The 12889-nt window shown below is 64.7% G+C and carries 13 protein-coding genes; 7 read left to right on the top strand and 6 right to left on the bottom strand.

Annotated features, from left to right (window positions below):
* Positions 1-39 precede the first annotated feature (39 nt).
* Positions 40-1221: a vWA domain-containing protein gene (locus ACQ5J0_RS13650; RefSeq protein WP_462568101.1), complete on the top strand. Its 1182-nt coding sequence runs from the start codon at positions 40-42 to the stop codon at positions 1219-1221.
* A gap of 220 nt (positions 1222-1441) precedes the next feature.
* On the top strand, positions 1442-1855 hold the full coding sequence (locus tag ACQ5J0_RS13655; protein ID WP_462568102.1) for a hypothetical protein: 414 nt from the start codon (positions 1442-1444) through the stop codon (positions 1853-1855).
* A gap of 107 nt (positions 1856-1962) precedes the next feature.
* Here the strand turns inward: ACQ5J0_RS13655 and ACQ5J0_RS13660 are convergent, their stop codons facing one another.
* Together ACQ5J0_RS13660 and ACQ5J0_RS13665 are read right to left on the bottom strand one after the other, a co-directional pair.
* Positions 1963-3255 carry a spinster family MFS transporter gene (locus ACQ5J0_RS13660; RefSeq protein WP_462568103.1) on the bottom strand — a complete coding sequence of 431 codons (1293 nt, stop codon included), beginning with the start codon at positions 3253-3255 and terminating at the stop codon, positions 1963-1965.
* An 81-nt stretch (positions 3256-3336) separates the two neighbouring features.
* Positions 3337-4536: an exo-beta-N-acetylmuramidase NamZ family protein gene (locus tag ACQ5J0_RS13665; protein ID WP_462568104.1), complete on the bottom strand. Its 1200-nt coding sequence runs from the start codon at positions 4534-4536 to the stop codon at positions 3337-3339.
* 85 nt (positions 4537-4621) lie between these two features.
* Between ACQ5J0_RS13665 and ACQ5J0_RS13670 the strand changes: the two genes are divergently transcribed.
* Positions 4622-5107, top strand: coding sequence for a TspO/MBR family protein (locus tag ACQ5J0_RS13670; RefSeq protein ID WP_462568105.1), 486 nt, complete (start codon positions 4622-4624; stop codon positions 5105-5107).
* On the opposite strand, the gene ACQ5J0_RS13675 is transcribed toward ACQ5J0_RS13670, so the two are convergent.
* Positions 5104-5628 carry a DOMON-like domain-containing protein gene (locus ACQ5J0_RS13675; protein WP_462568106.1) on the bottom strand — a complete coding sequence of 175 codons (525 nt, stop codon included), beginning with the start codon at positions 5626-5628 and terminating at the stop codon, positions 5104-5106. The genes ACQ5J0_RS13670 and ACQ5J0_RS13675 overlap by 4 nt on opposite strands.
* Before the next feature lie 41 nt (positions 5629-5669).
* On the opposite strand from ACQ5J0_RS13675, the gene tyrS reads away from it, so the two are divergent.
* The 4 genes from tyrS to cysK all read left to right on the top strand — a co-directional run bounded on the left by tyrS (position 5670) and on the right by cysK (position 9646).
* Positions 5670-6899 (top strand): tyrosine--tRNA ligase, encoded by a 1230-nt coding sequence (gene tyrS, locus ACQ5J0_RS13680; protein WP_462568107.1) that lies wholly within the window; start codon positions 5670-5672, stop codon positions 6897-6899.
* Between the two features lie 110 nt (positions 6900-7009).
* Positions 7010-7348: a PilZ domain-containing protein gene (locus ACQ5J0_RS13685; protein ID WP_462568108.1), complete on the top strand. Its 339-nt coding sequence runs from the start codon at positions 7010-7012 to the stop codon at positions 7346-7348.
* A 154-nt stretch (positions 7349-7502) separates the two neighbouring features.
* Positions 7503-8729, top strand: coding sequence for an MFS transporter (locus ACQ5J0_RS13690; protein WP_462570126.1), 1227 nt, complete (start codon positions 7503-7505; stop codon positions 8727-8729).
* A complete protein-coding gene (cysK, locus tag ACQ5J0_RS13695; protein ID WP_462568109.1) occupies positions 8726-9646 on the top strand; it encodes a cysteine synthase A in 921 nt (306 codons plus the stop codon). Before ACQ5J0_RS13690 ends, cysK begins: the two co-directional genes overlap by 4 nt.
* Before the next feature lie 224 nt (positions 9647-9870).
* Here the strand turns inward: cysK and ACQ5J0_RS13700 are convergent, their stop codons facing one another.
* From ACQ5J0_RS13700 to hisI, 3 genes are all read right to left on the bottom strand, one after another.
* A complete protein-coding gene (locus ACQ5J0_RS13700) occupies positions 9871-11676 on the bottom strand; it encodes an acyl-CoA dehydrogenase C-terminal domain-containing protein (RefSeq protein ID WP_462568110.1) in 1806 nt (601 codons plus the stop codon).
* A 63-nt stretch (positions 11677-11739) separates the two neighbouring features.
* Positions 11740-12207: a MerR family transcriptional regulator gene (locus tag ACQ5J0_RS13705; RefSeq protein WP_462568111.1), complete on the bottom strand. Its 468-nt coding sequence runs from the start codon at positions 12205-12207 to the stop codon at positions 11740-11742.
* A gap of 31 nt (positions 12208-12238) precedes the next feature.
* Positions 12239-12613 (bottom strand): phosphoribosyl-AMP cyclohydrolase, encoded by a 375-nt coding sequence (gene hisI / locus ACQ5J0_RS13710; protein WP_462568112.1) that lies wholly within the window; start codon positions 12611-12613, stop codon positions 12239-12241.
* Positions 12614-12889 lie beyond the last annotated feature (276 nt).

Genomic DNA, 12889 nt, shown 5'->3' on the forward strand with positions numbered 1-12889 from the left:
AAGGCTGGCGCTCCGCAAAGAGGTCGCTATACATAGCGCATGTTTTTCGACTTCATGGACGAGCTAAGGGCGGCCGGGATCAAGGCCAGCTTCAAGGAGCACCTCACTCTGCTGGAGGCGCTCGACCGCGAGGTGATCGAGGAAACGCCCGAGGCCTTCTACTATCTCAGCCGCGCGACCTTCGTGAAGGACGAGGGCATGCTCGATCGTTTCGACCAGGTATTCCAGCGAGTCTTCAAGGGAATCATCTCGGATTACGGCCAAAACCCGGTCGATGTTCCAGAAGACTGGCTCAAATCGGTTGCCGAGAAATTTCTCTCGCCCGAAGAAATGGCCGAGATCGAGAAACTGGGCGACTGGGATGCGATCATGGAGACGCTGAAGAAGCGGCTCGCCGAACAGCAGGAGCGCCACGAGGGCGGCAACAAGTGGATCGGCACCGGCGGCACCTCGCCCTTCGGCAATTCGGGCTACAATCCCGAGGGCGTGCGGATCGGCGGCGAGAGCAAGCACAAGCGTGCGCTCAAGGTGTGGGACAAGCGCGAGTTCAAGAATCTCGACAACACCAAGGAGCTGGGCACCCGCAACATCAAGATGGCGCTGCGCCGCTTGCGCCGCTTCGCGCGTGAAGGCGCCGCAGACGAGCTCGATATCGACGCGACCATCTCGGGGACGGCCAAGCAGGGCTGGCTCGACATCCACATGCGCCCCGAGCGGCACAATGCGGTCAAGCTGCTGCTGTTTCTCGATGTCGGCGGCTCGATGGATCCCTTCATCAAGGTCACCGAGGAGCTCTTCAGCGCAGCGACCAGCGAATTCAAGAATCTCGAGTTTTTCTATTTCCACAATTGCCTCTACGAAGGCGTGTGGAAGGATAACCGCCGCCGCTGGGCCGAGCGCACCAAGACCTGGGATGTGCTCCACAAATATGGCCACGACTACAAGATCATCTTCGTCGGCGATGCGGCGATGAGCCCCTATGAGATCACCCACCCCGGGGGCAGCGTCGAGCATATGAACGAGGAAGCGGGCGCAACTTGGATGCAGCGCGTGACCAACACCTATCCCGCGACTGTCTGGCTCAACCCGGTACCCGAGAAGCAGTGGAGCTATTCGCAGTCCACCAAGGTGATGAAGCAGCTGGTCAGCGACCGGATGTATCCGCTCACGCTGGACGGGCTCGAAGCGGCAACACGCGAATTGAGCCGCAAGCACGGGTGAGATTGCTGACCCTGGATTTCACAAAGCCTCAGCCCTTTTTTCCGTCATCCTGAACTCGTTTCAGGATCCATCCCGCCACGCGCTCCCAAATCCGAGAGATGGATGCTGAAACCAGTTCAGCATGACGAAAGCTGGTGGGGTGAGCCTGTTTGTGCCCTGTCTGCGGCCGGTTTGATCGATGAGCCACTCTAGTGTATTCTTGCCCTCAAGGAGAATGCACATGCAAACCCCGACCCTTTCGACCGCCTTGCTGCTGTTCTTGGCCGCAGTCGCCCCCGCGCTGGCGCATGAGGTTGGCGATGCTCCTCCCGGCGATCAGGCTTCGGCTCCCACCGAAAGCGGCGAGGCCATGGCCGCGATGCCTTCCTATCGGGGGCCGGTATTGGCTTGGAAAACCTACGAAGATGGGCGGCCCAACGACGTGATCTGCCGCGACCGTATTCACAAGGCGCGCGAGGAAACGAACCAGCCCCCGCTCGACCGCGAACCCGCTACGGAAGAAGAACCACTGTTGATCTGGGCGGTCGATCGCCGCGAGGATGGCTGCGCGGTTCTGGTCGCTAAGGGCGATCCCGACGATATCCGCCCGATCCCCAGGATCGAGGACGGAGACCTGTTGCGGCCAGCACGCTAGGGCGGGTTTTCGGGTTCCCGTCATCCTGAACTCGTTTCAGGATTCACGCCTGCCGAAGCTGAATTATGGATGCTGAATCAAGTTCAGCATGACGAAGGTATGCAATTCTACCCCTTCTGGTCGAGTTCCTCCTGCAAGCGCAGACTGCAGCGCCAGAAGAAGAATGCCGGGATGAGCCCCAGGAACGCCGCACCGTAGAGAACGAAGCGCACGCTTTCCTCGCCATAGGCTGGCTGGAGCAGGTCCGAGAGCATCCCGAAGAACAGCGGCCCAAGCCCCAGCCCGATCAGGTTCTGAAAGAACAGCAGCACCGCCGCCGCGATCGCCCGCGCGCGCAGCGGCACCAGCCCCTGCGCCGCCGAATAGGTCGGGCCGTAATAGAGCGAGTTGCACAAGGTCGGGACGATCAGCAGCGCCAGCGCCGCCTGCCAGGTCGAAGCCTGATAGGCGAGGAAGGCGATCGGCGCAGCCACCGCCATCGCGATAGCCGGTGCAGTCAGCACGTGGCGGCGGTTCCTGGCACCGAAGCGATCGGCGAGATAGCCGCCCAGCCAGGTGCCCAGGATGCCCGCCGCGCCGTTGATCACGCCGAACCAGAAGCCGACCTCGCCCGGGGTCAATTCGTGGGTGCGCTGGAAGAAGATCGTCGTCCAGGTCGTCTTGCCATAAGCGAGGAAGGAGGCGGTCGAGCCGGCAAGCAGGAGCAGCACGAAGGCGCGCGACTGCATCACCGTGCGCACCGAAACCCACAGCGACAGTTCGGGCGCGGGCGCGGCCGAGGAATCGCTCGCTCCGGCCATCCCCAGCCGCGGTTCGCGCAGCATGAAATGGACCACCAGCGCCATTGCGACACCGGGCAGGCCGACGAACAGAAACGCCATTCGCCAGCCCACCCAGTCGGCGAGAAATCCACCGATCATCATCCCCAGCAAGGTGCCGATCGGGATCCCGAGCGAATAAAAGGCCAGCGCCGAGCTGCGCCGTTCTGGCGGCACGATATCGCTGATCAGCGAATGCGCAGGCGGGGTGCATCCGGCCTCGCCGACCCCGACGCCGATTCGCGCGAGCAGCAGCTGGTAGAAATTCTGCGCCAACCCGCACAGCGCTGTCATCGCCGACCAGGTCGCCAGCGCGATCGCGATCAGCCGCGGGCGGTTGGTGGTCGCCCGGTCGGAATAGCGCGCGATCGGCAGGCCCAGCAGCGTGTAGAACAGTGCAAAGGCGAGCCCGGTCATCAGCCCGATCTGCGTGTCGCTTAGCCCAAGATCGAGCGCGATCGGCTCGGCTAGGATATTGACGATCTGGCGGTCGATGAAATTGAAGATGTAGACGGTCAGCAGGATCCACAAGGTGGTCCTCACCGAGCGCTGCGTGGTGGCGGTCTGCGCCGCTGTCGCCATGATTCGACCCTCTCCCAGGCGCGGGTCTGCCCGTCGCCGGATGCGAACCTTCCCTAGTCGGGCGGCCCCGTCAACCGGCGATTAGGGGTAGAGGAGGACAGGGGCGATCTGCTCGCGCCAGTTCGCTTCGTCCGCGCTCGCCAGCCGGTCGAGATCCCGCGGTACGGCCTGCGGATCGTCGACCCATTCGCGCAGAGCCGGACCGCCGTTGATCACGTCGATCGCGAGCCGTTCGAGTTCGTATTCATAGGGGAAATCGCGCCACAGGTCGTAATCGGGGTGCAGCGTGCGGATCGCCTTGAAGGCCAGCGCCTGCAGCCGCCAGGGGCGGAAGGCGGCGTGGTCGTAATGCGGGCCCTCCGCGTGGATCATCAGCGCGCTGCAAAGCTGGTCGGCGTGCTTGTGGAAGGTCGGGGTGAACCAGCACGGGCGAAGGCGGCAACCCGCCAGCCAGTCGGGCGCGAGCTTGTCCATGGTCGCCAGCACGGCGCCAGCGTCGAGATCGGGCGCACCGAACAACACCTCGAGCGGACGGGTGGTGCCGCGGCCCTCGCTCAAGTTTGTGCCCTCGAGCATGACCGTCCCGGCATAGGCGCGCGCCATGTTGACGTTGGCGGCATTGGGCGAAGGATTGATCCAGATCCGCTCCTCGGGCCAGCCATGGCCTGCTCCTGCGGGCTGCCAGCCCTCCATCTCGATCACGCGGTAGGCGACATCGAGATCGAAGCGCTGAATGAACCAGTGCCCCATCTCGCCCATCGTCAAACCGTGCCGCATCGGCATCTCGGCGGCGCCGACGAAGCTCTCCTGACCCGGCACGAGCAGCGTTCCCTCGACCGGTCGCCCCGCAGGGTTGGGACGATCGAGCACCCAGACTTCCTTGCCGTGGCGCGCCGCTTCCTCGAGCAGATAGAGCAGCGTGGTGACGAAGGTGTAGATCCGGCAGCCCAGATCCTGGAGGTCGAACAGGAAGACATCCGCGCTCGACATCATCTGCCCGGTCGGGCGGCGCACCTCGCCATAGAGGCTAAACACCGGGATGCCGTAGACGGGATCGGTATCGTCGCCGGTCTCGACCATATTGTCCTGCTTGTCGCCCTTGAGCCCGTGCTGCGGGCCGAAGGCGCTGGTGACGTTTACCCCGGCGGCGATCAGCGCGTCGAGCGAATGCGTCAGATCGCGCGTCACCGAGGCGGGATGCGCGACGAGCGCGACGCGTTTGCCTTCGAGCGGGCGGCGCAGGGCGGGGTCGGCGAGCAGCCGGTCGATACCGAATTTCATGCCGCCCGGTTGTATCAAGGGGCCAACAAAGGCAAAGGTTTTTCCCAACGCGGGAACCCGCGCAGCCTGGGCTTGCTGTTGCATCATGGATATCGAGTGGACTCCCGCGATCATCGGCGCCGCCTGGGCGATCGTGCTGGGCGGCGCGGGCGGCTTGCTGACCGAGATCGGCGAGTGGTACCGCAATCTGAAAAAGCCCAGTTGGCAGCCCCCGGACTGGCTGTTCGGCCCGGCATGGACGATCATCCTCGGGCTTGCCGGGTGGAGCTTCTATCTCGCCTGGACCGGTGCGCCCGAGCCGGGCGACCGGGTCGTCATCGGCGCGCTGTTCGCAGTGAACTTCCTCGCGCATCTCGCCTGGTCGCCGCTGTTCTTCGTCGCCAAACGGCCCGACTGGGCGCTGCGCGAAGTCGTGCTGCTTTGGCTCTCGGTGCTGTCGCTGGTGGTCGGGCTGGCGCCCTATTCCGATCTCGCCGCCTGGCTCAACCTGCCCTATATCGCCTGGGTGAGTTTCGCGGCGCTGCTCAACCGCAAGATCGTGCAGCTCAACGGCCCGTTCGCGAAGGCCTAGCTCGCAGGCTCCAGAGCCAGCGCAAAACCATCGGCATGATGGAAATCGGGTCGGCTTCCCGGATGCGAGACCGCCCAATAGCTCTTCTTGCCCGCTGCCTCTTCCAGCACCGCGCTCGCGCCGAAGGCGGCGGGCAGGTCGGGCAGCCCGTGCGTGGGTATCGCTGCGTCGAACAGCGAGAAGGCCGATCCGGCGCGCCAGGAGCAGACCGGTGCGCGCGGCAGGTCGCGCTCCCGCATCCCTTCGCGATAATCGTCGAAGTCATAGGCCGCCCAGCGTTCGGAGGGCGAGAGGTTGAACTCGCTGTAGCCCGGCCCCTCACCGTGGCGCAGGAATATCTCGAAACAGGTCGCCTGCCACAATCCGTCCGCCCGGCCCTGCCCGGCGAGCTTCGGGATCGCCAACTCGCCCTTGCCGGCAATCCGCCAGCGCAGCGTCAGCCAGTGCGGCGTCAGCCGCCACGAAAAGCGCACCGCCCACTCGCCCGCAGGCGGGCTCGATGGGTGCGGCGTCAAATCCATCTGTTGCACCCCGGCTCCCCCATGCTAGCGCAGCGACCATCATGACCAGCTACACTTCCGATCTGATGCGCCTGCTCGACGAGCGCGGCTATATCCACCAGGCGACCGACGCTGCGGCGCTCGACGCGCTCGCCGCGAAACAGATCGTGCCGGGATATATCGGCTTCGATCCCACCGCGCCATCGCTGCATATCGGCAGCCTGGTGCAGATCATGATGCTGCGCCGGTTGCAGCAGGCGGGACACAAGCCGATCGTCGTGATGGGCGGCGGCACCGGCAAGATCGGCGATCCCTCGTTCCGCGACGAGAGCCGCAAGCTGATGAACGACGCCACCATCGCCGAAAACGTCGCGGGCATCTTCACCGTCTTCGACCGGCTGCTGACCTTTGGCACCGGCCCCACCGATGCGGTGATGGTCAACAACGACGAATGGCTGGGCGAGCTCGGCTATCTCGAGATGCTGCGCGACGTCGGGCCGCACTTCACCGTCAACCGGATGCTCACCTTCGATTCGGTCAAGCAGCGGCTCGAACGCGAGCAGGCGCTGACCTTCCTCGAATTCAACTACATGATTCTGCAGGCCTATGATTTCGTCGAACTGGCGCGGCGGTACGACTGCAGGCTGCAAATGGGCGGCAGCGACCAGTGGGGCAATATCGTCAACGGGCTCGAGCTCGGGCGACGGATGGAGGGGCGCGAGTTGTTCGGGCTCACCACCCCGCTGCTGACCACCGCCGACGGGTCCAAAATGGGCAAATCCGCCTCGGGCGCGGTCTGGCTCAACGAGGCGCAGCTCCCCGCCTACGACTTTTGGCAATACTGGCGCAATGTCGACGACCGCGATGTCGGGAGGTTTCTCAGGCTGTTCACCGATCTCTCGCTGGACGAGATCGCGCGGCTCGAAGCGCTCGAGGGGAGCGAGATCAACGCCGCGAAGATCGTCCTCGCCAACGAAGTCACCGCGCTGGTGCGCGGCACCGAGGCGGCCCGTATCGCCGAAGCGACCGCGTCGGAGACCTTTACGGGCAGCGGCCTTGGAGAGGATCTTCCCGTACTGCAGCTCGGCCCCGACGGTATGCGGATCGGAGCCGCACTGACCGAGCTCGGCTTCACCGCCTCCAATGGCGAGGCCAAGCGCAAGCTCGCGGAGGGGGCGGTCAAACTCGACGGGATGACCATCGACGATGTCGGCCATCTGCTGGCGCTGCCACCCGGCACCGAGGCGCGTCTCAGCCTCGGCAAAAAGAAACATGCGATCATCCGGGGCTGACTTGCGCCAGAGCGCGTAATTGCCCGCCGTTTCGCCGATCCGGCTTTACCAATTGTCAGCCTTTGGGCTCCAATATGGCGGACTACAGCGAACACGGAGGAATGGATATCATGGGTGCCGGAGCTCAGCTCAGCGTCACCGACCAGCGGCGTATGGCGCGCCATCCTGTCGATCACCCCGTGATCGCGGAGCATTTCCGCGCCGGCGACGTGCGGATGCATGTCTCGAACATCTCGGCGACCGGCTTCATGATCGACGACGCCCATGATCTGGAGCGCGGCGATCGGGTGATCATCCGCCTGCCGATCGTCGGCCGGATCGAGGCCTATTGCATCTGGATGCGCGACAACCGCGCGGGCTTCCAGTTCGAGCGGATAATCCGCCCCGACGATTTCCTCCCCATGATCGACCAGCTCCAGCCCAATCCGCGGCTGCGCCGCAATCGCTGACTGCTGCTTTCGGGCCGGGACAGGATGATTTAGCCGCTGGCAGGGGAAGTTTCTTCCCTTGCCGCGCGCCCGCTGCCATGGGCCGCGCGTGAACGAACCGCGCCACCCTTTCCGCATTCACAATTTCCGCGCCTATTGGGTCAGCCGTCTGGCGATGACGCTGGCGCAATACGCGATGATGCTCATCATCGCCTGGCAGGTCTACAACATCGCGCGCGATGCCGGCTCCTCGGTAGCAGAAGCTTCGGGCCAGCTGGCGCTGATCGGGCTGTTCCAGTTCGTTCCGCTGTTTCTGCTGACGCCCTTCTCCGGGCTCGCCGCGGACCGCTTCGACCGCCGCAATCTCGCGCGGATCACGGTGGCGGTGCAGTTCTTCTGTGCTGCCGCGCTGGGCTGGCTGACCTGGCAACAGGCGATCTCGCTGGAATATCTCTATGCGATCGCGGTTGTGCTAGGCGTCGTGCGCGCTTTCAACGGCCCGGCGCTGTCCGCACTCGCGCCAAATCTGGTGCCCAAAGCCATCCTCCCCAATGCGATCGCACTCTCAAGCATTGCCTGGCAGGTGGGCATGATCGCAGGGCCGGCGATCGGGGGCTATACCTACGCCATCGTCCCTGCGCTGCCCTACGCGATCGCCGCGGGCCTGTTTCTGGTCTCGCTGACCGCGCTCAGCACCATCGGCCATGTCCCACGCGCCAACAGCGTGGGCACCGCCCGCCCGGTCGCCCGGATCATCGACGGATTGCGCTATGTCGTGCACAACAAGATGGTGCTCGGCGCAATCACGCTCGATCTGTTCGCGGTGTTCCTCGCCGGGGCGACCGCGCTGTTCCCGGTCTATGCGCGCGATATCCTGCAGGTCGGGGAGACCGGGCTGGCGCAGCTGGCGATGGCGCCCGCCTGCGGTGCGGTGGTGACCGCGCTGTGGTTCTCGATCTTTCCGCTCAGGACCCAGGTCGGGCCCAAGATGCTGTGGTCGGTGGCGGTGTTCGGCGGCGCGACGGTGGTGTTCGGTCTGTCGACATGGATGCCGCTCAGCCTGGCGATGCTGTTCGTCATCGGCGCCGCCGACATGTTCAGCGTCTACATCCGCCAATCGCTGATCCAGCTCCACACCCCCGACGACAAGCGCGGCCGGGTGTCGTCGGTCAGCCTGCTGACGATCAGCGCCTCGAACGAATTCGGCGATTTCTTTTCCGGCTCGCTCGCCTTCCTGATCGGCCCCGTCGCCGCGGTGGTCAGCGGGGGGATCGGGGCGATCGTCACCGTCGGCTTGTGGAGCCGCGTGTTTCCTGTTTTGCGTACCACGCGGACCTTCGACCCGCCTGAGGAATTGGTAGAAGAGACACCCGAAGAACAATTGCAGGAGCGCATTCCATGAAAGCCCCATCCGTCCTCGCCACCATCGGCGACACCCCCCATATCCGCCTCGCGCGGCTGTTCCCCGACCACGAGGTCTGGGTGAAGAGCGAGCGCGGCAATCCCGGCGGCTCGATCAAGGACCGGATCGCGCTGGCGATGGTCGAGGACGCCGAGAAATCGGGCAAGCTGCGCCCCGGCGGCACGATCATCGAGCCGACCAGCGGCAACACCGGGATCGGTCTGGCGATGGTCGCCGCGGTCAAGGGTTACAAACTCGTGCTGGTCATGCCCGAGAGCATGAGCGTCGAGCGCCGCCGGCTGATGCTGGCCTATGGCGCCAGCTTCGATCTCACCGACAAGGCCAAGGGCATGAAGGGCGCGATCGAGCGCGCACTCGAGCTTGCGCGCGAAACCGAGGGCGCCTGGGTCCCCAGCCAGTTCGACAATGAAGCCAACTGGAAGGTCCACGCCGAGGTCACCGCGCAGGAAATCCTCGCCGATTTCGCCGAAACGCCGATCGACGCGCTGATCACCGGGGTCGGCACGGGCGGCCATATCACCGGTTGCGCCGAGGTGCTCAAGGCGATGTGGTCGGGCATGAAGGCCTATGCCGTCGAGCCCGCGGGTTCGCCGGTGATCAGCGGCGGCCAGCCCGGCCCGCACCCGATCCAGGGCATCGGCGCGGGCTTCATCCCCGGCAATCTCCACACCAAGTCGATCGACGGCGCGATTCAGGTCGATCCGGAGGACGCCAAGGAATGGGCGCGAAAATCGGCCAGCGTCGAAGGCCTGCTGGTCGGAATCTCGAGCGGCGCGACGCTCGCGGCGATCGCGAGCAAGCTGGGCGAACTGGGCGAAGGGGCCCGAGTGCTCGGATTCAATTACGACACCGGCGAGCGCTATCTCTCGGTGCCGGATTTCCTGCCCGAGGAGTGATCTCGCAAGAGCGAAACCTTTCCTAATTCGTCGCCCCCGCGAAGGCGGGGGTCCCGCTAGCCTTTTTCGCCGCGCCTAAAACGAGAAGCGGGATCCCCGCCTTCGCGGGGATGACCAGAGGTTTCGCAAGGCGTCGTCGTTAAGACCCCCGCAAAGAAATCCGCGCCGCGGCTCCTCAGGGAATCGCGGCGCGGACTTGTTTCAACCATGGCTTGAGCGGATGCCTACGCCGCGGTGGCGAAAGCCTCTTCGCCCAGCGCCATCATGCTGTCGCTGCCCGACTCGATCTTGCGGCGGAAGGCGCCGACATCGGGCAGGTAGCGATCCATGAAATAGCGCGCGGTCGCCAGCTTGGTCTCGTAGAACGCCGCGTCGTCCGCACCTTCGGCCCGCTTCGTCTGTGCGACCTTGGCCATCCGCAACCACATGAAGCCCAGCGTCACGATCCCCATCATGTGCATATAGTGATGCGCGCCGGCGCCCAGGTGATTGGGGTTCTGCATCGCATTGCTCATGAACCACATGGTGGACGCCTGCTGTTCGGCGAGCGCCTTACCGAGCGGTTCGGCGAGCGGGCCGAGCGTCTCGTCGCCCCTGGCCTGCTCGACCTCGTCACCGACCATCTTGAAGAAGGCCTGGATGCCCGCGCCGCCCTTCTGCGCCAGCTTGCGCCCGCACAGGTCCATCGCCTGGACGCCATTGGTGCCCTCGTAGATCTGCGCGATGCGGGCGTCGCGGACGAACTGCTCCATGCCCCATTCGCGGATATAGCCATGGCCGCCGAAGACCTGCTGCATATTGGTCGCGACCTCATAGCCCTTGTCGGTGCCATAGCCTTTGATGACCGGGGTCAGCAGCCCGATGATCAGGTCGGCCTTCTCGCGCTCTTCCTCGGTCTCGGCCTTGTGGGAGAGATCGACCTGCAGCGCACCCCACAGACACAGCGCGCGCATGCCCTCGGTGAAGGCCTTGGCGTCCATCAGCATGCGGCGGACATCGGGGTGGACGAAGATCGGATCGGCCTGCGCATCGGGCTCGGCGGGGCCGGTCAGCGCCCTGCCTTGCCGCCGGTCGAGCGCATAGGCGACCGCGTTCTGATAGGCGGCCTCGGCCTGGCTCAGGCCCTGGATGCCGACCCCGAGACGGGCGGCGTTCATCATGATGAACATGGCGGCGAGACCCTTGTTCTCCTCGCCGACCAGCCAGCCCTTGGCGCCGTCGTAATTGAGCAGGCAGGTCGAATTGCCGTGGATGCCCATTTTCTCCTCGATCGAGCCGCAGACCACGCCGTTGCGCTCGCCGACCGAGCCATCTTCGTTGACCAGGAACTTGGGGACCACGAACAGCGAGATGCCCTTGGTGCTGTCGGGCGCGCCGGGGGTCTTGGCGAGCACCAGATGGATGATGTTCTCGGTCAGGTCGTGCTCGCCCGCCGAGATGAAGATCTTGGTCCCGGTAACCGCGTAGCTGCCGTCGGCCTGCGGTTCGGCCTTGGTGCGGATCATGCCCAGATCGGTGCCGCACTGCGGCTCGGTCAGGTTCATAGTCCCCGACCATTCGCCCGAGATCATCTTGGGCAGATACATGTCCTTCTGCTCCTGCGACCCCTTGGCGATCAGCGCCGAGACCGCGCCATTAGTCAGCCCGGGATACATGCCGAAGGCCTGGTTGGCCGAGGAGATGAACTCCTCGAGCGCGAAGCCGAGCGCGTGCGGCATGCCCTGGCCGCCGAATTCCTCCGGCGCCGAGATCGTGCCCCAGCCGGCTTCGACGAACTGGCCATAGGCCTGCTTGAAACCGGCGGGCGTGGTGACCGAGCCGTCATCGTGGCGGGTGCAGCCTTCCTCGTCGCCGGTGCGGTTGAGCGGGGCGAGCACCTCAGAGCAGAACTTCCCGCCCTCGCCGAGCACGGCATCGCTGACATCGGGGGTGGCCATTTCGAACCCGGGCAGGTGCGCATAGCCGGCGAGGTCGAGCATTTCATTGAGGATGAACCGGGCATCGCGGGTCGGAGCGGTATAGCTGGGCATGGGAGGCGTCCTTGCTGGAATGGGGGCTGGATGGGAGAAAGTCGGGAGGTTGGAAGCGGAAAACTACTTTGCCGGATCGAGCGATTCGATGTGGCCGATGAAATCGGTGAGTTCCTTGATCGAACTGTCAATATCGGCACGCTGCTTTTTCAGCTTGGCGACATGCTTGCGGCATTTGTCGACCGTCACGCGGCGCTGTTCGACGCGACCGTCGTCGAGGTCGTAGAGATCGATCATCTCGCGGATCTCGGTGAGCGAGAAACCTACATTCTTGGCGCGCATGATCCAGGCGAGACGGGCGCGGTCGCGCGGGGAATAGATACGGGAAAGGCCGACGCGCGACGGCGCGATCAGCCCTTCGTCCTCGTAGAACCGCAGCGCGCGCGCGGTGCAGCCGAATTCATAGGTCAGATCGGAGATCGTGAACTGCTCGCGGGCGAGCTTGTCGGGGCGATCGAGCAAGGCGCCCGAGCCGCCGCGGACCGGCTTCTCATGGGCCGGGGCCCGGCTTTGGGGACTGGCTGACGTCATGCGGATCGGTTACCATCCGCTTACGTAAACGTCAACTTCCGACGCGCTCGAGCGAACCGTTCTCCAGCCGTCGGTAGAGGCAAGAGGTCGCACCGGTGTGGCAGGTCGGGCCGGCAGGCCGGCAGCGCAGCACCAGCGCATCCTGGTCGCAATCGACGAGCACTTCCTCGACGCGCAGGACGTTGCCCGACGACTCGCCCTTCTTCCATAGCCGCCCGCGCGAGCGCGAATGGAAATGCGCCTCGCCGCTCGCCAGCGTTGCGTCGAGCGCCTCGCGGTCCATGAAAGCGACCATCAGCACCTGCGCGGTCGCGGCGTCGACCACCACCGCGCAGAGCAGCCCGCGGTCGTCGAACTTGGGAAGAAAACGCGTGCCCTGCTCGCGTTCGGCGGTGTCGGTGGTCATCGGAAATCCTTGGTACTGCGGCATTGTCATTTGTTGCACGCTCGCAACAACAGCCCTCGAAATCCGCCAATAGCAAAATTGCCGGTTTGAGGAACGGCGGTTTGGTGGAATATTCGCAATGTGGCTCGAAAGGGCTATCCGCTTGGCGAGGGTGTCGAATAGAGCACCGGGTTCAGGGGGTACAGGAGCGCTGCCGGCTCGGGTATGTTTTCGGAGCGAGGCGCGCACCAAGCGATGAGGGATAGGACCCGGCGTATTCATGGGGGGTGCGCCAGC

This window comes from Qipengyuania sp. SM2512, assembly GCF_054954005.1.

What these genes read in the sequence shown, in the direction of transcription:
- ACQ5J0_RS13650 (WP_462568101.1), top strand. Translation starts at nt 40, where the DNA reads ATGTTTTTCGACTTCATGGACGAGCTAAGGGCGGCCGGGATCAAGGCC.
- ACQ5J0_RS13655 (WP_462568102.1), top strand. Translation starts at nt 1,442, where the DNA reads ATGCAAACCCCGACCCTTTCGACCGCCTTGCTGCTGTTCTTGGCCGCA.
- ACQ5J0_RS13660 (WP_462568103.1), bottom strand. Translation starts at nt 3,255, where the DNA reads ATGGCGACAGCGGCGCAGACCGCCACCACGCAGCGCTCGGTGAGGACC.
- ACQ5J0_RS13665 (WP_462568104.1), bottom strand. Translation starts at nt 4,536, where the DNA reads ATGAAATTCGGTATCGACCGGCTGCTCGCCGACCCCGCCCTGCGCCGC.
- ACQ5J0_RS13670 (WP_462568105.1), top strand. Translation starts at nt 4,622, where the DNA reads ATGGATATCGAGTGGACTCCCGCGATCATCGGCGCCGCCTGGGCGATC.
- ACQ5J0_RS13675 (WP_462568106.1), bottom strand. Translation starts at nt 5,628, where the DNA reads ATGGATTTGACGCCGCACCCATCGAGCCCGCCTGCGGGCGAGTGGGCG.
- tyrS (WP_462568107.1), top strand. Translation starts at nt 5,670, where the DNA reads ATGACCAGCTACACTTCCGATCTGATGCGCCTGCTCGACGAGCGCGGC.
- ACQ5J0_RS13685 (WP_462568108.1), top strand. Translation starts at nt 7,010, where the DNA reads ATGGGTGCCGGAGCTCAGCTCAGCGTCACCGACCAGCGGCGTATGGCG.
- ACQ5J0_RS13690 (WP_462570126.1), top strand. Translation starts at nt 7,503, where the DNA reads ATGACGCTGGCGCAATACGCGATGATGCTCATCATCGCCTGGCAGGTC.
- cysK (WP_462568109.1), top strand. Translation starts at nt 8,726, where the DNA reads ATGAAAGCCCCATCCGTCCTCGCCACCATCGGCGACACCCCCCATATC.
- ACQ5J0_RS13700 (WP_462568110.1), bottom strand. Translation starts at nt 11,676, where the DNA reads ATGCCCAGCTATACCGCTCCGACCCGCGATGCCCGGTTCATCCTCAAT.
- ACQ5J0_RS13705 (WP_462568111.1), bottom strand. Translation starts at nt 12,207, where the DNA reads ATGACGTCAGCCAGTCCCCAAAGCCGGGCCCCGGCCCATGAGAAGCCG.
- hisI (WP_462568112.1), bottom strand. Translation starts at nt 12,613, where the DNA reads ATGACCACCGACACCGCCGAACGCGAGCAGGGCACGCGTTTTCTTCCC.